General features: G+C 70.6%; 16 protein-coding genes and 1 pseudogene. 3 read left to right on the top strand and 14 right to left on the bottom strand.

Annotated elements, in window-relative coordinates:
• Positions 1 to 83: 83 nt before the first annotated feature.
• Entirely contained in the window at positions 84 to 2,123 is a 2,040-nt protein-coding gene (locus AOM00_RS02395) for a hypothetical protein (RefSeq protein WP_156158993.1), read from the top strand.
• Between the two features lie 100 nt (positions 2,124 to 2,223).
• Here AOM00_RS02395 and AOM00_RS02400 read toward each other — a convergent pair whose 3' ends face one another.
• The 7 genes and pseudogenes from AOM00_RS02400 to hpaD form a co-directional block, all read right to left on the bottom strand.
• Positions 2,224 to 3,033, bottom strand: coding sequence for a L,D-transpeptidase (locus tag AOM00_RS02400; RefSeq protein ID WP_062516274.1), 810 nt, complete (start codon positions 3,031 to 3,033; stop codon positions 2,224 to 2,226).
• Between the two features lie 107 nt (positions 3,034 to 3,140).
• Positions 3,141 to 4,460, bottom strand: a complete 1,320-nt coding sequence (locus tag AOM00_RS02405) for an oligosaccharide MFS transporter (protein WP_062516275.1) — start codon at positions 4,458 to 4,460, stop codon at positions 3,141 to 3,143.
• Between the two features lie 310 nt (positions 4,461 to 4,770).
• Complete coding sequence (locus AOM00_RS02410; protein WP_082096446.1) at positions 4,771 to 6,087, bottom strand: oligosaccharide MFS transporter; 1,317 nt, start codon at positions 6,085 to 6,087, stop codon at positions 4,771 to 4,773.
• 22 nt (positions 6,088 to 6,109) lie between these two features.
• Positions 6,110 to 7,126 carry a glycoside hydrolase family 43 protein gene (locus tag AOM00_RS02415; protein WP_062516276.1) on the bottom strand — a complete coding sequence of 339 codons (1,017 nt, stop codon included), beginning with the start codon at positions 7,124 to 7,126 and terminating at the stop codon, positions 6,110 to 6,112.
• A 128-nt stretch (positions 7,127 to 7,254) separates the two neighbouring features.
• Complete coding sequence (locus tag AOM00_RS02420) at positions 7,255 to 8,058, bottom strand: HpcH/HpaI aldolase family protein (protein WP_062516277.1); 804 nt, start codon at positions 8,056 to 8,058, stop codon at positions 7,255 to 7,257.
• Positions 8,043 to 8,831, bottom strand: a complete 789-nt coding sequence (locus tag AOM00_RS02425; protein WP_062516278.1) for a 2-keto-4-pentenoate hydratase — start codon at positions 8,829 to 8,831, stop codon at positions 8,043 to 8,045. The genes AOM00_RS02420 and AOM00_RS02425 overlap by 16 nt, the downstream gene beginning before the upstream one ends.
• A pseudogene (gene hpaD / locus AOM00_RS15945) lies at positions 8,831 to 10,585 on the bottom strand (3,4-dihydroxyphenylacetate 2,3-dioxygenase); the annotation flags it as partial. The pseudogene hpaD and the gene AOM00_RS02425, both read right to left, overlap by 1 nt.
• A 90-nt stretch (positions 10,586 to 10,675) precedes the next feature.
• Between hpaD and AOM00_RS02440 the strand changes: the two are divergent.
• Both AOM00_RS02440 and AOM00_RS02445 read left to right on the top strand, forming a co-directional pair.
• Positions 10,676 to 11,596 carry a LysR family transcriptional regulator gene (locus AOM00_RS02440; protein ID WP_062516280.1) on the top strand — a complete coding sequence of 307 codons (921 nt, stop codon included), beginning with the start codon at positions 10,676 to 10,678 and terminating at the stop codon, positions 11,594 to 11,596.
• Between the two features lie 101 nt (positions 11,597 to 11,697).
• Entirely contained in the window at positions 11,698 to 12,354 is a 657-nt protein-coding gene (locus AOM00_RS02445) for a GntR family transcriptional regulator (protein ID WP_228373379.1), read from the top strand.
• A 123-nt stretch (positions 12,355 to 12,477) separates the two neighbouring features.
• Here the strand turns inward: AOM00_RS02445 and AOM00_RS02450 are convergent, their stop codons facing one another.
• The 7 genes from AOM00_RS02450 to AOM00_RS02480 form a co-directional block, all read right to left on the bottom strand.
• On the bottom strand, positions 12,478 to 13,536 hold the full coding sequence (locus AOM00_RS02450) for a hypothetical protein (protein ID WP_369345414.1): 1,059 nt from the start codon (positions 13,534 to 13,536) through the stop codon (positions 12,478 to 12,480).
• A gap of 152 nt (positions 13,537 to 13,688) precedes the next feature.
• Complete coding sequence (locus tag AOM00_RS02455) at positions 13,689 to 14,978, bottom strand: DUF3500 domain-containing protein (protein ID WP_062516282.1); 1,290 nt, start codon at positions 14,976 to 14,978, stop codon at positions 13,689 to 13,691.
• A gap of 14 nt (positions 14,979 to 14,992) precedes the next feature.
• The gene (locus tag AOM00_RS02460) at positions 14,993 to 15,964 is read right to left on the bottom strand and encodes an ATP-binding cassette domain-containing protein (protein WP_082096452.1); all 972 of its coding nucleotides are present in this window, start codon (positions 15,962 to 15,964) and stop codon (positions 14,993 to 14,995) included.
• An 8-nt stretch (positions 15,965 to 15,972) separates the two neighbouring features.
• Positions 15,973 to 17,904 (bottom strand): dipeptide/oligopeptide/nickel ABC transporter permease/ATP-binding protein, encoded by a 1,932-nt coding sequence (locus tag AOM00_RS02465; protein WP_062516283.1) that lies wholly within the window; start codon positions 17,902 to 17,904, stop codon positions 15,973 to 15,975.
• Complete coding sequence (locus AOM00_RS02470; protein ID WP_062516284.1) at positions 17,901 to 18,845, bottom strand: ABC transporter permease; 945 nt, start codon at positions 18,843 to 18,845, stop codon at positions 17,901 to 17,903. The genes AOM00_RS02465 and AOM00_RS02470 overlap by 4 nt, the downstream gene beginning before the upstream one ends.
• Before the next feature lie 35 nt (positions 18,846 to 18,880).
• Positions 18,881 to 20,455, bottom strand: coding sequence for an ABC transporter substrate-binding protein (locus AOM00_RS02475; protein WP_062516285.1), 1,575 nt, complete (start codon positions 20,453 to 20,455; stop codon positions 18,881 to 18,883).
• 343 nt (positions 20,456 to 20,798) lie between these two features.
• A complete protein-coding gene (locus tag AOM00_RS02480) occupies positions 20,799 to 21,845 on the bottom strand; it encodes an amidohydrolase family protein (RefSeq protein ID WP_062516286.1) in 1,047 nt (348 codons plus the stop codon).
• Between the last annotated feature and the right edge of the window lie 203 nt (positions 21,846 to 22,048).

Consider the following 22,048-nt stretch of genomic DNA (forward strand, 5'->3'; position numbering starts at 1 on the left):
TCGGGGCCGGCAAGAGCATGGGTGCGACCTGGGGGAATGGGTGTCGCTGAGGGCGCCCGGCTGCTCCAGGCCGGGAGGACAACATGAGACTGAGGGAATACGTCGTCGCGCTCGCCGTGGCGACTCTGGCGATCATCGGCATCTCGCCCGCCGCACAGGCGACGCAGGGCGGGACCCAGCCGGGCAACGACGGGATCCACAAGGTGTGGGTCTGCAAGTACTCCGGCACACCGTACGTGGACGAGGTCCTCAAGCCGGGCAAGAACCCGATCGCGGTCGACGCGAGCGCCACCGTGGGCGAGTGGTTCAAGGACGGGCAGACCAGCTCGTACGTCATCGACGAGGTCACCGACGAGAACACGGCGCAGGGCGAGACCTACACCGGCGAGGCGGAGTGCCCGAGCGGGCGCAGCTTCGACTGGAACTGGGAGTACCCGGCGCCCACATGCACCGACCTCGTGGTGACCTACCCCGAGAACATCCCGGCCGGCCAGGCCAACGACATGAACGTCACGTTCACGAACCTGGTCACGCAGGCGACCACCACGCTCAACTTCCACAACAACGGAGGCACCTGGTCCGGCACCAAGACCTTCGACTTCACCGCGCACTCGAGCTGGCCCGACTGGGGCTACTACGCGGTCACGTGGGTCCAGGTGGGAGGCACCAACTACCACTGGCAGGGCTCGGTGACGTGCGGCGAGCGCGTGAAGCCCGAGAAGCCCGCGCCGCAGGTCGAGCGGGGGCAGTGGGAGGTCTCGGACTACATCTGCGGCTCCGAGACGGTCGAGAAGACCCGGACCATCACCACCACCGACTGGGTGTGGGACGCGTCCGCGTGGGAGTGGGTGCTCGACCAGCAGTCGTCGACCACCACCGAGAAGACCAGCCGTGACATGACCGAGGCGGAGAAGGCGGAGCACTGCGCGCCGCCCGTCGTGGACGTGTGCTCGAACATCGACGGCGTCCAGACCGAGGTCCCCCAGGGGTACAAGGCGAACCAGGACGGCACCTGCAGCCCGTGCGAGCCGCCGCGCATCGACGTGTGCAAGAACCTCGACGGCATGCAGACCACCGTCCCCGAGGGCTACGAGGTCGACGACGACGGCATCTGCACCATCCCGCCGGTCGACGTCTGCACCAACCTGCCGGGCCTCCAGACCGAGGTCCCCGCGGGCCTGACCGCCGACGAGCCGGGCACGTGCACCATGCCCGCGTCCGTCGAGGTGAGCGACTGGGAGGGCGAGCCCGCGTGCGGCGTCGCCACCTTCACGCAGTTCGCGCTCAAGACCACGACCACCTACCAGCTCGACCTGAGCGGCGGGATCGTCGCGTGGCTCGTCGACAAGATCGACGTCGAGACGCTCTACCGCACCGTGGTGCTCGAGGGCGTCATCCCCTGCGAGGACGCGAGCGCCTCGATCACCGTGACGCCCGCCACGTGCGCGGCGCCGGGGTCGATCGACACCGTCTCCACGGAGCACGCGACCGCCACGGAGACCCCCGCGACGGAGCCCGGCGACCACAGCGTCACGTTCATCGCCGACGAGGGCCACGCCTTCGCCGGGGGTGCGACCGAGCTCACCGTCGAGTACACGATCGAGGACCAGGCGACCGAGGGCTGCGCCGTCGACGAGCCCCAGGAGCCGTCGATCGACGGGTCGATCCTGGGGGAGGTCTGCACCGCGGACGCCCCCTACCTGGGCTACGACATCGTGCTCGACGACCCCGACGGCCAGTACGAGGGCGACGGCACCGCCACCCTCACGTTCGTCCACCCGACGGACCCGAGCCAGAACTGGACGCGCACCGTCGCGATCGGCTCCGGCAGGATCCTGTGGCCCGGCGCGTCGGTCGACGAGGACGGCGTGGCGGACGGCTGGCCCGGCTGGGAGTACAGCACCGCGACCGAGTCGTGGGAGCCCGTGGGCGACGCCAACTACGGCTGGACCCGTGAGCCCGGCGTCGAGGTGATCCTCACGGTGAACCCCTCCAAGTCCTTCACGGTCTCGTACCCGCCGGCCACCCCCGAGTGCAACTCGGAGCCTCCGACGGACATCGTGGTCGTCCTGGACGCCCCGCCCGCGACCGCTGTCGCCGGCGTGGTGACGTACACCGGCTGATCCCCGGCGTACCCGGCCCGGGGGTTCGACCTTCCTCAGCAGGTCGAGCCCCCGGGCCTCTCGCCGTCCCGGGGTCCCTGCCTGCTTCCCGGAGGGGCCGCTACTCCTCGATGTAGACGGGGGTGCCGAGCGGCAGCCCCACCTGCTCCACGATCTCCGTGATGACGTCGTTGGGCAGCCGGATGCACCCGTGCGACACGGCCTTGCCGAAGGAGTCGGGGTCGTTGGTGCCGTGGATGCCGATGATCGCCTCGCCGCCCGCGAACTCGTCGAGCACGGGCGAGTAGCCGGACAGGCCGTACGCGTAGGGGCCGTAGGCGCCGTCCGGGTTCGGAGGCTGGACCAGCTCGCGGATGTAGTACGTGCCGCCGGGGGTCGGCAGGTCCTCCGTGCCCAGCCCGATCTCGGTGCTGAGCACCTTGTCCTCGCCGTCCCAGACGGTGAGCTCGAACTCGCTCAGCGCGATGTCGACGCGGTAGTCGGTGGCGCTCAGCACCACATCGTCCGCCGCGACCCAGCCCATGGAGCCGTTGGGCCGCACCGGCAGGTACACGTGGACCCAGGAACCCTGGATCTGGTCCACCAGGAACACGAGCGGCGTCTGGTCGGGGACGGTGAGCACCGCGTCGGCGCGGATGGTGATCTGACCGTCGCCGTCCGGCTCGGTCAGCACCTCCACCGTCTGCGACTTCGCGCGCGCGATGTACGCGGTGGTGGGCTCCTGCGCCTCGACCACGGTGGTGGTGGGGTCCGACGTCTCCCCGCCGCCCGCACCGGCGGTGACCGCCGGCTGCGACGCGACGGTCGACGATGCGCCCGGCGACGGCGCGCCTTCGGACGCGGGCGTGCAGCCGGCAAGCGCGAGCGCGAGCGCGCTCGAGACGGCGGACAGCGCGACGATGCGGCGCATCGGACCTCCCTCAGACCCCTCAGCGCCCCCACACTACGACGAGGCCGCCCGCCCTGGGTAGGTCCCCCAGGCCGGACGGCCTCCGCATCGTGCCCGCGGCGCCCCGGTCAGGCTGCGACGAGCTCGCGCTCCCGGGGCTCGCCGGGATCTGCGTCGATCGCGTCGTCCAGCCCCTTGTCGTTGCGCATGAGGAAGCTCGCGATCACCGTCACGCCGACGATCACCACGGACATGATGAGGTACGCGTCGGCGAAGCCGATGGTCTCGTAGGCGTGGCCGAACGGCAGCGAGAAGGCGGCGACGCCGAGCGACTTGGCGACGCCGAAGCCGAGCATGTAGGCGGTCGCGGAAATCTTCACGTCGAACATCCGGGTGATGTACTTCATCACCGACACGAGCATGAGCGGCATCTCGATCGCAGCGAGCAGGCGCCATGCGATGAGCGCCTCCGTGGTGGTGACCATGGCGGAGCCGAGCACACGGATCACCAGGATCGCGGCGAAGAGCTGCAGGCCGCGCTTGGCGCCGATCTTGTTGACGAACCACGGCGCGACCAGCATGACCGCCGCCTCGCAGAAGATCTGGACGGTCACCACGTTGGCGAACAGCGACACGGGGTCGCCGTGGTTGACGTGCTGCTCGAAGTAGATGGAGAACTGCTGGTCGAACACGTCGTACAGCGCGGCGGTGCCGAACATCAGCACGACGAATCCGACGAAGCTGCGGTTCGACAGCAGCCCCTTGATGGTGTCCTTGGTGACCTTGGTCTCCGAGACCTCGCCCTTGGCGGCGTTCTCGGCGGCCTGGTGAGGCACCTTGGCGACGAAGAGCAGCGCGCCGAGCACCAGGGCGCAGAACGAGGCCGCCCACCAGATGGAGTCGGGGTTGACGTTGGTCCAGATCCAGCCGCCGACGGCGGTGATGGTTCCACCGGCGATCGAGCCGAAGAGGCGCGCGTGGCCGTACTCGAACTCGTTGGCGCGCGAGGCACGCTCGTTGAACGCCTCGACCACGCTGACGCCGGCGAGCAGCACGAGCGACATGTACATGCCGGCGACCACGGCCGCCCCGGTCACGTTCCATGCGGCGAGCGCCGGGAAGGCGATCACGAAGAACGGGCCCACCATCGCGCCGCACAGCACCACGAAGGAGAACAGGTGCTTCTTGAGCCCGAGGCGGTCCTGCAGGTAGCCGTACAGCGGCTGGAGGCACAGCGCGGTGATCGCCATGACGGTGTTGATGAGGCCGATGTCCCCCTCGCCGATGCCGGCCTGCTTGAACCAGAGGCCGTGGAAGGAGAAGAAGATCTGCCAGATGGCGAAGTAGAAGAAGTACAGGCCGCCGTAGTTCCAGAACACGCCGCGCTTGAGCGACGACGTGATGGACCCGCCGCCGATGGCGGGCGTGGCTGCAGTAGGTGCGCTCATGGCACATCCCTTCCGGGGATTCGGTGAATGTGTGGCCGACCTTGGCCAGAACGGTGCGGGCACACGGGCGCATCGTTGCTCGCGCCGCTCGCCGGGACCGTCCACCCGGGACGCCCCCAATGGCACCCCGTGTCTTTCGACTAGGTTAATTGGCACCATACAACAAAAGGCGGGACGTTCCGCCCATAACCCCGTTCTCGCACGCCCGCCCGCCCCTGACAGCCACAACGGACCTGATCCCGACACGCCGGCCGATTCGCGCGCATCGTCCCCGATCGCCGGCGCGTCGCGGCGGGATCCGTTGGCACTGTCAGCGAGAGGGGGCGGCGCCGTCGGCGAGCTCGCCCGTGGGCGCCTCGCGTCCCCTGTCGCTGCCCATGAGCAGGCTCGCGAGCACCGTCACCACGGCGATCACCACCGACATGACCAGATAGGACTGCTCGAAGCCCACGTTGTCATACGAGCGCCCGAACGCCGCAGAGAACAGCGCGACGCCGAGCGACTTGGCGACGCCGAAGCCGAGCATGTACGCGGTCGCGGAGATCTTCACGTCGAACATCCGGGTGATGTACTTCATCACCGACACGAGCATGAAGGGCATCTCGATGGCGGCGAGCAGGCGCCACGCGACCAGCGCCTCGGGCGTGGTCACCAGCGCGGAGCCCAGCACCCGCACCACCAGGATCCCGGCGAAGATCTGCAGCCCGCGCTTGGCGCCGATCCTGTTGATGATCGCGGGCGTGAAGATCATCACCACGGCCTCGAGGAGGATCTGGATCGAGACGACCCGGCCGAACAGCCCCTCCGGGTCCCCGTGACCGGTTGCCGCCACATGGTCGGTGAAGTAGATGGAGAACTGCTGGTCGAACACGTCGTAGAGCGCGGCCGTCCCCATCATGAGGACCACGAACCCCAGGAAGTTGCGGTCCATGACCAGCCCGGCCACGGCCTCCTTGCTGATCTTGTGCGCGGACCCCTCACCGCCACCGTCGTGCGCCTCACGCGCCTGATCCGGCACCCGCGCGACGAGCAGGAGCACGCCCAGCACGATCGCGGAGAACGTGGCGGCCCACCAGATGTTGTCGGGGTTCGCGGCCCAGATCGAGCCGCCGATGAACGATGCGAAGGACCCGCCGAGAGAGCCGAACAGCCGTGCGTGGCCGTACTCGAAGCCGTTGGCACGGCTCGCGCGCTCGTTGAACGCCTCGACCACCGACACCCCGGCATAGGTGACCAGGCTGAGGAACACGCCCCCGACCACGGCCGCGAGGCGCTGGTTCTCCGCGATGAGCGGCTTGAACACGAACTGGAAGAACGGCCCCACCATCGCGGCGCACACCACCACGAACGCGAACAGCGGCTTGCGGTACCCGAGGCGGTCCTGCACGAGCCCGTACAGCGGCTGCAGGCACAGCGCGACCAGCGCCATCACGGTCGAGACGAGGCCGATGCTGCCACCGCTCATGCCCTGGTCGTCGAGCCACAGCCCCATGTACGTGAAGATGAGCTGCCACGCGACGAAATAGAAGAAGTAGATCCCGCCGTAGTTCCAGAGCACCGCGCGCCGCACCGAGTCGAGGATGCTCGGGGCCGACGCCCCGGCGGCCCGTTCGCCGCCGGCGCTCACCGCATCGTCCGGTCGGGGCGGCTCATCGCGGCAGCCCCTCGGGCGGCAGCACCTCGACCCCGGACGGCACGGGGCGCGTGAGCGGGAGCGGCCTGCCCCACACGGGGTCCCCGTGGTCGTCGAACGGGAGCACCTGCGCGCAGGCCTGCCGGTTGGGCTCCCACAGGGGGTTGCCCACCAGCTCCGTGTACGTGCGTGCGTGGTAGACCAGCACGGTGCTGCCCTCCTCGTCCACCGTGAACGAGTTGTGCCCCGGCCCGTAGATGCCGTTCTCCGGCGCGGAGGTGAACACCGGGTCGAGGCTCTTGGTCCAGCTCGCGGGATCGAGCACATCGCTGCCCGCATCCGCGGTGAGCAGCCCCATCGCGTACTCGATGCCGGTGGCCGAGGCGCTGTAGGTGAGGAAGAGCCTGCCGTTGCGCTGCAGGACGCTCGGACCCTCCGCCACCCAGAACGTGACGATCTCCCAGTCGAGCTCGGGCTTGCACAGCATCACCGCGGGCGTCGCGAGAGTCCAGGGGTTCGTCATGCGCGCGATGTAGAGGTTCGAATGCCCCTTGACCGCGAAGTCCTGCTGCGCCCACACGAGGTACTGCTCGCCGTCCTTGACGAAGCTGGTCGCATCGAGCGCGAAGGACTCCCAGCCGGTGTCGACCTGCCCCTTCTCCGTCCACGTCCCGGTCAGAGGGTCGTCGTCGAGGCACTCGAGGCAGTAGACGCGGTGGTTGAACGTGTCGTCCGCGTCGGGCACGTCGAACGTCACGTCCATGTTCGGGGCCGCGGCGTAGTAGATGTACCAGGCGCCGTTCACCCGGTGGATCTCCGGCGCCCAGATGAGGCTGCTCTGCGGGCCCTGGTCCGGCTTGCTCCAGATGGTGACCTCGGGCGCCGCCTGGAGGTCCTCCAACGTCGCCGCGCGACGCAGGACGATGCGGTCGTACAGCGGGTAGGAGCCGGTGAAGTAGTACATGCCCTCATGGCGCAGGACGCACGGATCGGCGCGCTGAAGCACGATCGGGTTGGGGATCGGGTCGGGCATCGCCGCTCCTCGTCGCGCCAGGAAGACAGGTCTTCTCCGGACCCTAGTGGAGGGCCCGGACCGCCGCGACCGGAGGCCGGCGCCACGGCCTGCCCGCCCTCCGAGACGAAGCAAGGTCAGCGTCCCGATCAGTAGGAGGCGGTCGGGCCTTCCTCGGCGGCCGGGATCCACCTGGCCGCGAGCGCCTCGGAGCCGCGCGCGAGCATCGCGACATCGGCCGCATGGAGCACGAAGCCCGCGCCGGCGTCGAGGTACGCCGCGGCCACCTCCGGGTCGAACGCGTTGACCCCCACGGGCTTGCCCGCGGCCCGCACCGCCGCGAACGCGCGCAGCACCGCAGCGGTCACCTCGGGATGCGTCTGCTGCCCGAGCAGCCCCATCGAGGCGGCGAGGTCGGAGGGACCCACGAACACGCCGTCGACACCGTCGACCGCGGCGATCTCCCCCGCCGCGTCGACCGCCGCCGCGGTCTCGACCTGCACGAGCAGCGACACGTACCGGTCGGCGTCCTCGAGGTAGCCAGGCACCCGGTTCCAGCGCGCCGAGCGCGCGAGCGCGGAGCCCACCCCGCGCCGGCCGCGCGGCGGGTAGCGCACGGCCTCGACCGCCGCCCGCGCCTCCTCGGCGCTGTTGACGATGGGCACCAGCACGTTCTGCGCGCCCAGGTCGAGCACCTGCTTGAGGAGGACCGCATCGTTCTTGGCGACGCGCACCACGGGCGCGACGGGGTAGGCCGCGACCGCCTGGAGCTGGGCGAGCACGGACTCCAGCCCGGACGGCCCGTGCTCCATGTCGATCAGCAGCCAGTCGAGGCCTGCACCCGCGCAGATCTCCGCGACCAGGGGCGATCCCGAGCACACCCACATGCCCGCGAGCGGGCGCCCGGATGCGGCCAGCCGGTCGCGCATGGTCGGCTCTAGACGAAGCGGCATTCGACGACCCCCATCGGTCCGTAGTCGGCGACAACAGTGTCGCCCGGGGACACCCACATGGGACGGGTGAAGGATCCGGCGAGGATGATCTCCCCCGCGCCGAGCGAGTCGCCGTGGGGCGCCAGCTTGTTCGCGAGCCACGCGACCCCGGTGGCGGGGTGCCCGAGGACCCCGGCGGCCACCCCCGTCTCCTCGATCTCGCCGTTGCGCGACAGCAGCGCGGCCACCCAGCGCAGGTCCACGTCCGACGGCGCGACCCGGGTGGCCCCCACCACCATGGCGCCGTAGGCGGCGTTGTCGGAGATGGTGTCGACGATGGTCCTGCCCTCGAGCTGGATGTGGGAGTTGAGCACCTCGAGCGCGGGCACCACGTAGGCGGTCGCCGCCATCACGTCCTCGAGGGTGCAGCCAGGTCCGGCGAGGGGGTCGGCGAGCACGAATGCGAGCTCGACCTCGATCCGCACGTTCGAGAAGTCCGCGTGCCTGATCGCGGCGCCGCTCTCGAGCACCGTGTCCTCGAACATCACGCCGTAGTCCGGCTCCGTGATGCCGGTCGCGGCCTGCATGGCCTTCGAGGTGAGGCCGATCTTCCTGCCCGCGATCAGCCTTCCCGCCGCGAGGGCCTTGTCGCGCCACACCCGCTGGATCGCGTAGGAGTCCTCGACGGTGGCATCGGGGTAACGCGCGGTGATCCGCTCGATCACGGCGTGCTCACGGTCCGCTCGCGCGAGCTCGTCGGCGATGCTCGCGATCGCCTCGGGAGAGAGCGCCATCAGCCGTCCAGCCCGTTCTCGTAGCGCTCACGCCACTCGCGGTTCATGGGGAACAGCCCGTCGAGCGCGGCACCCTCCGCGACGCGCTCCGCGATCCACGCGTCCTCCGCTTCCTGCGCGAGGGCCGCCTCGACCACCTCCTCGACCAGCGCGGCCGGGATGACGACCACCCCGTCGGTGTCCCCGACGATCACGTCGCCGGGCACCACGGTCGCGCCGCCGCAGGCCACCGCGACATCGTGCTCCCAGGGCACGTGGAGCCGGCCGAGCACCGCCGGATGCGCGCCGGCCGCGAACACGGGGAGGCCGACGGCGGCCACCGCATCGTGATCGCGCACGCCGCCGTCGGTGACGATGCCCGCGGCGTCCCGCGCATGCGCGCGCAGGGCCAGGATGTCGCCGAGCGTGCCCGACGTCGCGAGCCCGCGCGCCTCGATCACGATGACCTCGCCGGGCTCGACGGCGTCGAACAGCCGCTTCTGAGCGTTCTGGCCGCCGCCATGCGAGGCGAACAGATCGGGACGATGCGGGACGTACCTCAGCGTCCGCGCGACGCCCACGAGCTTGCCCGCGCCCGGCAGCGCGTGGACGCCGTCGATGTGGATGGATTCGAAGCCGCGCTTGCGCAGCTGCGCTGACAGCCCGGCGACCGGGGCCTCGTGGAGGCGCGCACGCAGGGTCGGGGACAGCGTCGTCATACGGGGACCCATCAGTGGATGGCCAGGTAGTCCTCGAGCGTATCGGGCGTCGCCGTGAGCATCGGCTCCGTGATCAGCTCGCCCGGGAACTCGCTCGCCTCGAAGAACCAGCGCCGCGACGCCGGCATGCCCCACTGCTGCGCGCGGCGGGGGTCGGATACGTCCCAGCGGATCGGCTCGTCCTCCAGATCGATGAACTGGTAGTGCGTGGTGAACAGCTCGATGCGGTGCTGGTCGGGGTCGCGCAGGTAGAGGAACAGCGCGTTCGAGATGCCGTGGCGGCCGGGACCGCGGTCGATCTCCTGACCGAAGCCCCGCGCGCCGGCGACGTCTGCCGCGTGGATGATGGCGGTCGCGTCGGGCACCGTGTAGGCGAAGTGGTGCAGGCGGGGCCCGCGGCCGTTGGTGAAGACCAGGTCGTGGGTGTTGCCCTTGACCTCCATCCACGAGCCCCACAGCTCGTCGGTGCCGTCCTTGGCGGTGTACTCGGACATGCGCATCCCCAGGCCCGTCCAGAAGTCGGTCGCCTCCTGCACGTCGTAGGTCACCACCTGGTAGTGGTCGAGCCGCTGCGGGGCACCCGCGACGAACTCGTCGAAGGCCGCCATCTTGCGCTCCACCAGGCTCATCTCGGACGTGATCTCCATGAGCGTGCCCACGGGGTCGCGGAAGCGGAGCGTGGGGCCCTGGTGGTCTACCTCGACGCGCTCGTGCTCGATCCCGACGGCCTTGAAGTACCTCTCCGCGTTGAGGACGTCGCTCTCGCGCTTCACACGCAGACCCACGCGGTGCGCCTTCGCCTCGGGCGTCCACTCGAGCACGAGCGAGTGGTGCGCCGCCTCCTCGAGGCCGCGCATGTAGATCGCGTCGTCCGCCTCCTCGGTCACCACCAGCCCCACGGTGTCGCGGTAGAAGTCGCGGCTCCTCTCCAGGTCGGTGCAGCCCATGCGGACGTGGCTGGCGCGGGTGATCTCGAACGGGGCGTCCTCGTTGGTGACGGGGAGGGACATGGTGTGCTCCTGGCGGGTGATCGTCGTTGACCGATGGGCCCAGCATGGCCGCGCGCGCGTCGCCTGGGAACTACCGTTTCCCTTCGCCAGACATACATCTGGCGTATGGCTGAGGCTGCACGATAGCCTCGACCGCATGGAGCTGAGGCATCTGCGCTACTTCGCCGCCGTGGTCGAGGCAGGCTCCGTCACCGCCGCCGCGCAGGCCCTCCACATGTCGCAGCCTCCGCTCAGCGTCGCGATCCAGAAGCTCGAGGCCGAGGTGGGCGTGCCCCTCCTGGTCCGCACCCCGCGCGGCGTCGAGCCCACGAGCGCGGGGCGGTTCCTGCTCGACCAGTCCTCGCGGGTGCTCGGCGATGTGGACGACATGATCGCGGCGCTCGGCTGCTTCGGCGCCGGGACCGCGGGCGCGCTCACCATGGCCGCCGTGCCGGCGCTGCTGTGGCACCGGGTCCCGCGACTCCTCCGCGCCTACGCGGAGGTCGCGCCCGAGGTGGAGATCCGCCTGGTGGACCCTCCCCCGTGGACCGCGATCGACATGGTCCAGCAGCGCAAGGTGGACCTCGCTGCGATCATGGTGGCCGACGCGGACCGCTTCGCGCGCCGCCATCGCGGCGCGCTCGACGTGGTCGACTGGGGCGACGTCCCCCTGGTCGCGGCGCTGCCGCCCGGGAGGGACGATGCGCCCGACCCCCTTCCGCTCGCGTGGTTCGACGGCGCGACGGTGGTGATGCCGCGCGGCACCGCGGCCGTGCCGAGCCTGCCCGAGGCCGTCGCCGCGACCTTCCGGCGGCACGGCGTCGCGCCGGCCCGCGTGCGCACGGTCGAGACGATCCAGACCTCCGTGCCGCTGGTGGAGGCAGGCCTCGCGAGCGCCGTGCTGCCCGACCCGGACCGCGCGAGCCTCGCCCGGTTCGACCTCACCCTGCGCCGCATCGTCCCCGAGCCCCGACCGCTGCGCGCCCTGGTGCTCACGCGCGCGGGAGCCGGGCGGGACCCCCTGCTCGGGCGGCTGCTCGCCCGGATAGCGGGGAGTTCACCCGGGGATCGGATGTGATCTGCGATACGATCAGGGCTCGGGTGCGGCCCGCGGACAGGCGACGATGCCGAGTCCCGCGCGCTTCATCGTCGCAGCGGCAGGGAGGACCGGGAGTGGCCGTGACCAAGGCCGATCAGGCGTACGACATCCTCAAGCACCGCATCATGGACGGCTCCTACGGGCCGGGCCATCGGCTGGTCATCGATCAGCTCGCGCGCGAGCACGGCATCTCCTCCGTGCCCTGGCGCGAGTCGTTGCGCCGCCTCGAGGCGGAGGGCTGGGTGGACATCGTCCCCAACGTCGGCGCCCTGGTGAAGACGTTCGACACGGACGCCTTCGAGCGCTCCATGCGCCTCCTCGCGAGGCTCGAGGGGCTGGCCACCTCGCTGTCCGCGGCGAACCTCAGCGCCGATGACATCGCGGAGGCACGGCGCCTCAACAAGGCCGCCGCCGATGCCCTGGCGAGCTTCGACACGATGCGCTTCGGCAAGCTCAACCGCGAGTTCCACGAGCTGCTGTGCTCCCGCTGCGAGGACGACCGCCTGTTCGACCTGGTCCACCACGAATGGTCGCGCATGGACGTGATCCGCCGCTCGGCGTTCTTCTACGCGCCCGGGCGCGCGCTCGCCTCGATCTCCGAGCACGATGCGATCCTCGACCTCATCGAGGAGGGCGCGGACCCCGAGGTCATCGAGACCGCCGCGCGGCGCCACGAGGTCAGCAACCTCGAGGCCATCAAGGAGTACGACCACGAGCGCAACGAGCTCCCGCGCTGACCCGTCCTCCCTGACAGTCGCAACGGATCTCGAATCGACACGCCGCCTCGGCGGGCGTGAGGACCTGTCCAGGCCGGCGTGTCGCCGTCGATTCCGTTGCCAGTGCCAGAGGGGCTAGAGGGGCTAGAGGGCTTCCGAGACCTCGCGGTGCAGCGCGAAGATGCCTGCGACGGTGTCCGCGGGCGCGCGACCGATGCCGCACTCCGTCGCGATGCCGTAGCCGGACACCGCCGAGGAGGCGGCCGCGATGCGACGCTCGGCGCCCTCGACGCCATCCTGACGGTGGATGAGCCCCAGGAACAGCGCGGTCTCCTCGGGGAGGTCCAGCCCGGCGAGCGGCGCGAAGTAGGCCTCGTCGTCGCGCTCGATCGGCACCGGGAGGTGGATCCAGTCGATGCGGCGGCCCGCGTTCGCCACGAGGTTCTGCGCGAAGCTCGCGAGGAAGCCTGCATCCGTGGGCTCGACGTAGTGCTTCTCGCCGATGTCGCCGTAGCAGAGGTGGTAGCCCAGAGCGACGTCGTCGGGCACCTGCGCGGCCTGACGCGCGGAGCGCTCCGCCAGCGCGCCGAGCACGTCCTCCCCGAACCAGCCGCGGTCGGTGGAGCCGCGGTAGCCCGCGCCCTCGAGGTAGCCGAACTCGAGCGCGTTGTCCCACTGGATCGCCAGCTTCTGGTGCGGGATCGCCGCGAGGATCTGGGCGAGCTCCTTGAACAGCGCACGCTCGTAGACCGGCTCGAAGCGCGCCCGGTCGGAGGCGCGCACCATCGACCCGACCACACCGACGGGCGTCGGAAGCGACACCTGGAAGCGCGTCGACCGGGGGATCACGCCGTCCGCCTGGAGCCGCGCGAAGACGGCCCACGAGGACAGCGCGGCCTGGGCGTAGCCCAGCGGCGCGAGCTCGAGCGTGTCGAGGTCGAGGTCCTCGGGCACGGTGATCTTCCGGATGTCGAGCGTGCCGACCATGATCGGATGATCACCCTCGCGTCCGAGCCCGGGGGTCGCCGCCATGCGGTCCGGCTGGAACGCGACCCAGTGGAAGCGCTCCCCCACCTCGCCGTCGGGGATCCGCGCCAGACGGTCGCCCAGCTCCGCGGCGGCGGTGCGCATCACGGTCTCGGCGTCGGGGAGGTTGATGCTGCCCACCAGATGGGCGCCGTGCGGTCGGGACATTGCGGTCATGGTGCTGATCCTCATTCCGGGATGGTGACGATGCTCGGCGCCAGTGTGGCACGCGCAGGACGCGCCGCCGCGCGGCGGAGTGCGCCCCGTGAGGTGCTGAGTGCCCGCATCGGACGGATTCGGGCACTCAGCACCTCACGGGCGACCGCCCGTCAGCGCGCCTGGCGGAGGAACGCCTTGCCGTAGTCGTTGCCGTTGGGCAGGCGCAGCGTGGTGTGGACATGGAAGCGCTGGGGCACGCGGTTGGACAGCCACACCCCCGCGTGGTGGTCCAGCTCGCCCAGGAAGGACGGCCCGTGGATACGCAGGTAGAACGGCTGCGACCCGTCCGTGGCGCCGTACCAGGCCACATGGGTCTCGGACAGATGGCGCTCGACGTCCTCGAGCGCGAGCGCACGCTGCCGGTCCGGCAGCAGGAGCAGGAAGTCCTCGACGATCCCCCGCAGGAGCGCGCGCTGCCCCGTGGTGAGCCGGTCGGCCCGGATCCCCTCGTAGGGGACGACGCGGTTGTCGCGGAACGCGCCCGCGACGTGCCGCTCGTCGGCCGGGTGGAGCCGGCCCTCGGGCATGGCCGGGTCGAGCACCGATGCGAACACCACGGCTTCGCGCCGCTGCGCCTCCGTGAGCGAGGTGGCGAGCTCGACCGCGAGCGCCTCGCGGTCCTCGAAGAGGGGCGGGTGCGCGCCGTCGGACAGCGCGGGCTCGGCGCCGATGAACACGGGAGCGATCACCTCGCGACCGCCCACGAACACCACGTTGAGCGCGAGGTGATGGCCGAAGACCTGCCAGCCCCACGCATCGTCCTCGGAAGGGCTGCCGTACAGCGCGATCCAGTAGGAGCGGTCGTTCATGAGAGCCGGCAGCCCCGTGAGGTCGCCCAGGTAGCCGTTGAGCCCCATCGCCTCGCGGGCCCGCGCGTAGCCCGGCGCGCTGAGCGATGCCTCCATGAGCGCGAGGACGGCCTCGACGGCGGGCTCCGTCATCTCCTCCATGCGCAGGCCCACGCGGTGGATCACGAACTCCGGGTTGGACCATGCGCGCCACTGCGGGGCGTCGAGCGGGAGGGCGATGCCTGCCCGCTCGGTCGCGCCGAGCGTGTCGAGCAGCGCGCGCGCCGCGGCGACCGGAGCCGCGGGGTTGGGCCCCGCCTCCCCGAGTCGCCACACGTCCTCGCGCACATGCCCGCCGGCCGTGACCCCGACGAACGGCTCCTCGTAGAGCTCCTGCCAGTCGCCGAGCAGCGCCTGGACGAAGTCCGGCTCGCGCTTGCGACGCGAGAACTCCTCGTACCCGAGCCCGCGCCACGGCGCGAGCTTGGCGTCGTCGAGGTCGTAGAGGAAGTCCCGGTAGGTGCCGTCGGCGATGGTGACGGCCTCCTCGCGCGCCGTCACGCGCGCCGTGGAGAACGAGCCGTCGAGGTCGCGGTCCTGCTGCATGGTCATGCGGTCCCCTTCGCTCAGCGGCCCTGCGGCCGCGCCATCATGGGCCGGGCCGGCCCGACATGCCGGGGCTCGTCGCTCGACGCACGCGCGGGGGACGGATCCGGCAACGCGAGGTCGCCGCCTGCGTCGGGTCCCGGAGCGCCGCCGTCACGCCGCCGCGCGATGCGGTCGGCACGCCGCTGATCACGCCCCTCGGGGTGCGAGGACGGGCTCGCCGCGAGCAGCGCGCGCGTGTACTCGTGCTGCGGGTCGTCGAAGACCTCGGCCGTCATGCCCTGCTCCACCAGCTCGCCCTTGCGCAGGACGCCCAGGCGGCGCGAGAGGTGGCGCACGACCCCGAGGTCATGCGTGATGAACAGGTAGCTCACGCCGGAGGCCTGCTGCAGGTCCATCAGCAGGTTGATGATCTGGCTCTGGGTCGACAGGTCGAGCGCGCTCACCGCCTCGTCGCAGATGACCAGCCGCGGCTCGAGCACGAGCGCCCGCGCGATCGCGACGCGCTGGAGCTGGCCGCCCGACATCTCGCTCGGGAAGCGCGAGAGGTGCGCATCGGAGAGCCCCACCTGCGCGAAGGCCTCGCGCGCGCGGTCGCGCCGCTCCGCGCGATCACCCAGGCCGTGCCGCTTGAGGGCATCCGTGACGGCCCTTCCCACGTGGTGGCGCGGGTTGAGCGACCCGGCCGGGTCCTGGTAGACGGCCTGGACGTCGCGCCGGTAGCTGAGCGGCGTGCGGGCGCCCAGAGTCGCCAGGTCGGTGCCGTCGAACTCGACGGTGCCGCCGGCGACCTCCGCGAGCCGCAGGATCGCGCGGCCGGTCGTGCTCTTCCCCGAGCCCGACTCCCCGACGAGCCCGTAGGTCTCGCCCGCGTCGATGTGGAAGCTCACCCCCTTCACCACGGTCGTGGTGGTGCGGCGCCACGAGGCGCCGCCGACCTCGTACGCGACCTCGAGATCGCGTACGTCGAGCAGGGGCCGGGTGGCGTTCATGCCGGGGTTCACCTCACGATCCATCGGCCGCTCGCATCCACGAAGTCCGCGAGCGTGGGCAGGCGGTCGACCTCGCGATCGGCAGCCGGGTGCGCCGCGAGCAGCGCCGCGGTGTAGGGGTGGTGGGGGCTCTCGAAGAGCGAGAACACGTCGTTCACCTCGAGCAGCTCTCCGTGATAGAGGATCGCGACCCGGTCGCAGGACTCGGCCGCGACCCCCAGGTCGTGCGTGATGTTCACCACCGCCATGCCCAGCCGCTCTCGGAGGTCGAGGACCAGGTCGAGCACCTGGCTCTGGGTGGTGACGTCGAGCGCCGAGGTCGCCTCGTCGAGGATGAGGACGTCGGGTTCGCCGGCGAGCGCGATGGCGATGGCGACGCGCTGGGCCATCCCTCCGGAGAACTGGTACGGGTACTGGCCCAGGCGGGTCGTGGCGTCCTTGACGCCGACCATGTCGAGCAGCTCCGCCGCGCGATCGCGCGCGGCCGCCTTCGACATCCCGTGGTGGATCCGCAGCGGGTCGACAAGCTGGTGCCCCACCGTATGCACGGGCGACAGGTTCGCCTGCGGGTTCTGGAAGACGGCGCCGAGCCTCCTGCCGCGGATCTCCCGCATCTCCCGGTCGCCGCGTCCCACCAGCTCGTCGCCGGCGAGCTCCACCGAGCCGCGGTCCACGCGCACACCTGCGGGCAGCAGCCCCAGGATCGACTTCGCGAGCATCGACTTGCCGGAGCCGGACTCGCCGAGCAGCCCCATCACCTCGCCGCGCCCGACCGTGAGCGACACGTCGCTGACGAGCGGCACCACCTCGCCGTCGGGGCGGTCCGCGACGATCGACACGCCGCGGACCGACAGCACGGGGTCGGGGTGCGCCGACGTGGTCGCGAGCGCCTCACGGGTCGCGAACGGGAAGGCCACGGCGATCGCCGCATCGTCCCGCGCCTCGGGCGTGCCCTCGCGCGCCTCGGCGTCGCGGCGCGCCTGCTCGACCTCGGCCAGCGTGGGCGCCTGAAGGCGCGCGGCCTTCCGCGCCGCCTTGCGGACCTTCCTGGTCGATCGCGCGCCGGACAGGGCGTCGTTGATGCCGTCGCCCAGGAGGTTGAAGGCGAGCACGGTCAGGACGATCGCGATGCCCGGGGGCAGGGCCATCAGCGGGTGGTCGACCTGATGCTCCGCTGCCGTGCGGAGCATGCCGCCCCACGAGGGCTGGTCGTCGGGAAGCCCGAGCGCGAGGAACGACAACGCCGCCTCGACCTTGATGGCGTTGCCCAGGAACACCGCGGCCTGCACGGCCAGCGGACCGGCGAGGTTGGGCAGCACCTGCCCGAAGATGATCTGACGGTTGCGCAGCCCGGTCACGTGCGCGGACTCGACGTAGAGCTTCTTGCGCTCCGCGAGCGTGATCGCGCGGACCATGCGGCCGAAGTTCATGGAGAAGATGAGGCCGATCGCGAAGATGAGGATCCACACCCCGCGCCCGAGGATCGCGATGACCACGAAGCCCACCATGATGCCGGGGAAGGCGTCCGCGAGGTCCATCACCCGCGAGCCCAGGCGGTCGTACCAGCCGCCCTTGTAGCCCAGGACCAGCCCGAAGGGCACCCCGATGAGCATCGCGACCAGGACGGATCCTCCCGCGACCACCAACGCCGTGCGCGCGGCGAAGATCAGCTGGCTGAGGATGTCGTGACCCAGCTCGTCGGTTCCGAGGAGATGATCGGCCGTCGGGCCGGAGAGCACCTGGGTGAAGTCGGTGTCGTCGGGCGCGTACGGCGCGAGGACCGGGGCGAACGCCGCCACGAGCCCGATGAGGGCGACCATGATGATCGCCGCCAGCGTCACCGGCTGGTGGCGGAGGCGTCGCCATGCCTGGCGCGGACCGGCGGCCTGCTTGGCGGTCGGGGTCGAAGAGGCCGCGGGGCCCACGGTGGAGACGGTCATGAGGGCCTCGCCTGGGGGTTGATGAGGCCGTAGCCGATGTCGATGAGCAGGTTGACGCCGATCACCAGGGTCGCGGTGAGCAGGACCACGCCCTGCACCACGGGGAAGTCCTGGCCGATGACGCTGGTGAGCATGAGGCTCCCCAGGCCGGGGAAGGAGAACACCTTCTCGATCACGAAGCTGACGCCGATCAGGATCGCGAACGTGACACCGGTCGCCGCGAGCACCGGCACCATCGCGTTCTTGACCCCGTACCGGTAGAGGATCTTCCAGCGGGGGACGCCGGCCGCGATCAGCGTGTCCGTGTACGGGGACGCGAGCGACCTCACCATGGCGGCGCGGGTCTGGCGCGCGATGATCGCGCCTCCGGTGAGCCCCAGCGTGAGCGACGGCAGGATCAGCCCGCGCAGCCACAGCAAGGGGTCCTCGCTGAACGGCACCCAGCCGACGATCGGGAGCCATCCGAGCCACGCGGCGAACACGGTCGTGAGGATCATGCCCAGCCAGAACTCCGGCACCGCGATCCCGAACACCGTGCCGCCTGTCAGCACGCGGTCGGTGGTGGTGCCGGGGCGGGTGCCGGTGATGACACCGACACCCACCCCGACCACGATCGCGACCACCAGGCCGCCGAAGATCATCGAGAGCGTCGCGGGGAGCCGCTGCGCGAGCATGTCCGTGACCGGGAGCCCGGAACGGTACGCCGTCCCCAGGTCGCCGTGGAGCATCCCGCCGAACCATTCGACGAACCGCTCCGTGACCGGTCGGTCGAGGCCGAGCTGAGACTCGACCTGCGCGATCGACTCCGGTGTCGCGGACACCCCCAGGATCGCGGCCGCCGGGCTCCCGGGCACCAGGTAGGTGAGCGAGAACACGATGATCGAGACCACCAGCAGCTGCGGCAGGGCGAACCCCAACCGGTAGAGGACGAGCTTCCCCATCGAACGACTCTCCTAGCTCTTCGGCGACGCGTGCATCAGGACCCTGCGGGTCGCAGGTCGCGGTAGTTGATGAGCACCGTCTCGTACGGCTGGCTCGGCGCCGCGGCGCCGGAGACGGTCTCCTCGTTCACCGCGACCAGCTCGCTGGAGACGATGTGCGCGCAGGTCAGCGCCTCGTCGGCGATGATCTTGGTCACCTCCGCCCACAGCGCATCGGCCTCGTCGCCGCTGCCCGCCGCGATGGCGGCATCGGCCGCCGCCTTGAGCTCGTCGGACTCGACGCCCGACGGGTTGCCCGGGGCATCGGCGGCGAACCAGGAGCTGTACCAGTCGTACGGCGTGAGCTCGTCGTTGGACCCGAGACCGATCGGGTAGGCGCCGGAGTTCCACTCGGAGAAGTACTGCGGCGGCGGGGCCTCCTGGACCGTGAGGTTGAAGCCGAGCTCGCCCATCTGGTCCGCGTAGACCTGGATCTGGCGCGTGTTGAACACCGTCGACATCCAGTCGCCCGCGACCACCGGGCTGCCGGCGGAGGCGTAGAGCTCCTCGGCCTTCGCGAGGTCGTGCATGTAGCCCGTGACCTCGGGGTTGTAGCCGGGCTCACCCTCGGCGAAGTGCTGCGTCGCGACCGTGACATCCGCATCGAGGTCGGCGATCACCTGGGTGTCGATCGCGTAGCACGCGGCCTGCCGCACCGCGACGTCCTCGAACATGCCTCCCGGGCCGCGGTCGAAGAACATCGGGTTGTTGCGGATCGCCGGATAGTCGATCATGAGGAAGCTGCCCGAGGACTCGAAGGTGCTCTGCTGGTCCAGCTCCGTGTCGGTGATGTCGATCTCGCCGTTCACCATCGCGGTCGTCGCGGCGTTGTCCTCCTGGATCGCGAACAGCTGCACGGTCTCGAACCCCGGCGCCTCGCCCCAGTAGCCCGGGAAGGCGGCGAAGGCCATGCGCGTGCCCGCGATCGAGGCAGCCTCGTCGTAGGCCCACGGCCCCGTGCCCACCGGCGCCTGCGCGATGGTGCCGGCCTCGATCGCGGCCGGGCTCGCCATGGGCGCCGCACGCGTCGAGAGCGTGGTCAGCAGCGACGGCGTGGGCTGCGCGAGGTTGAGCGTGACGGTGAGGTCGTCGACGACGTCGATCGAGGTGATGACCTGGAACGGCCCGGCGTACGGGCCGGGGGTGCTCTGGATCGTCTCGAGGTTGACCTTGACAGCCTCGGCGTCGAACGGCGTGCCGTCGTGGAAGGTCACGCCCTCCTGGAGGTGCAGCGTCAGCGCCTGGTCGGTCTGATCCCAGCTCTCCGCGAGCATCGGCAGCACCTCGCCGCCCTCGCCCAGCTGGGTGAGGTTCTCGTACGGGACGCGCATGTAGCCCGCCTCCATCTCGGCCCCGGGCGCCCAGCTCTCGGGGAAGCCTCCCCAGTTGGCGCGCAGCACGGAGCCGGCGACCTGGCCTTCCCCGGACGCGGCCGTGGCGGCGGCGGTGGCGCCGTCGGTCCCGGACTCGGCAGGCTCGGCGCCGTCGTCGCCGCCGCTGCACGCCGCGAGGGTGAGGGCCAGGATGGTCGCCGGTACTGCCGCTCGCACAAGGCGAGTGTGCTTCTTCATGGTGCTGCTCCCGTCTTCGCTCCATTGCGAATTCCGACGCACGTCGTCGTGCGCCTCCCCTCGGCAGGCCCGGTGCCCGATGCGGGAAGGGCCAGGGGTGGCCCGCTCCCATATCCGACGGCAGCCAGGTTCTGCCTCGTGTGCGAAATCGTATGCGGTTTCGTCGAGGATCGCCAGACCTTCGACAAGGGACCAAGGTCCCGGTTCGGTAAAGACCCGTCCGGGCCCCCTGCCGGACGGCGCGCACGGAGCCGTTCCCGACACGCCGGCCGCGAGCCGCGCATCGTCCCCGCCCCACGGCGTGCCGCCGCGGGATCCGTGCGGACCGTCCGGCGCGGGGGCATCAGACCGGCAGCCCGAACATCTTCTTGGCGTTGCCGAACAGGATCGCCTCGCGGTCCGCGTCGGAGATGTCGAGCTGGTTCCTGACGAAGTCCACGCCCTGGCTCATCCACGAGTAGAAGACCGGGAAGCTCGAGCCGAACATGTAGTGGTCCGCGCCGTTGATGCGCAGCGCGGCCTCGACCTGCTCCTTGCCCCACGAGTGGGGGTGCGTCATGTCGAAGAAGATGTTGTTCTCGAGGTACCTCTTGATCGCCTCGCCGCCGGTCGGGTCGAGCCGCTGCATCGCCTCCGCCTTCGGAGGACGATGCGGCGTCAGCAGCGCGGTGTTGGCGAACCAGTTGCCGCCGAACATGGTGTGCGTGAACCTGAGGTTCGGGAACCTGTCGAACATGCCGGAGAACAGCTCGCGACCCACGGCCGTCGCCTGATCCTGGATCCGCCCGAACTCCCGGCGGAAGTTGGTGTAGTCGATGATCGAGCGCCATTCCACCGGCAGCGGGGTGTGATGGACGATGACCGGCACCTTCAGCTCGTCGATGACGGACAGGTACTCCTCGAAGGCCTCGTCGTCGAGGTAGAGCTGCCCGTAGTGGCACGCGAGCTGGACCGCGACGGCGCCGTTGTCGAGGCACCGCTTGAGCTCGTCGATGTTGGCCTGACCGCCCCACGGCGGCACGCATGCGGTCGAGAAGAGGCGGCCTCCCGACTTCTGGACGATCTCGTGGGCGTTGTCGTTGACGGCCTTGCAGGTGTCGAGGCGCAGCCACTCCTGCCACACCGGCACGCGCATGATGCCGTAGTCGACGCCGGCCTCGTCCATCGCGCGGAGCTTGGCGTCGACCGAGTAGTCGCCCTCGACGTAGTTGAGGTTCTGGTAGCCGCGGGGCTTCTCGAGGATGAGCTGCTTGCGACCGTCCTCCATCTCCTTGACGGTCGCGATCTCCCCGAAGCCTCGCGGCGCGGTCGAGAGGAACCCGTCGAGCATCGTCGGGTTGTCGAAGAGGTCCTCGGGAAGGTGGTGGATGTTGATATCGATGACTGGCATGGGGACTTCCGTTCGTGAGAGGTGAGGGTGGGGGCGACCGCGCGACGATGCGCGGCGCGGGCTCACCTCGACGGCGGGGCCAGGTTCCGGCCGGGATGGACCGCCCTCCGGCGGGCGGGGCGCAGCCGCCCGGCCTGCGCGGCGGCGGCATGTGCTGTCACGGTGTCCTCCATTGGACTCCAGCGGGCGAGGGGGACGGCGGC

This window comes from Demequina gelatinilytica, assembly GCF_000971115.1.
Classification (GTDB): Bacteria; Actinomycetota; Actinomycetes; order Actinomycetales; family Demequinaceae; genus Demequina; species Demequina gelatinilytica.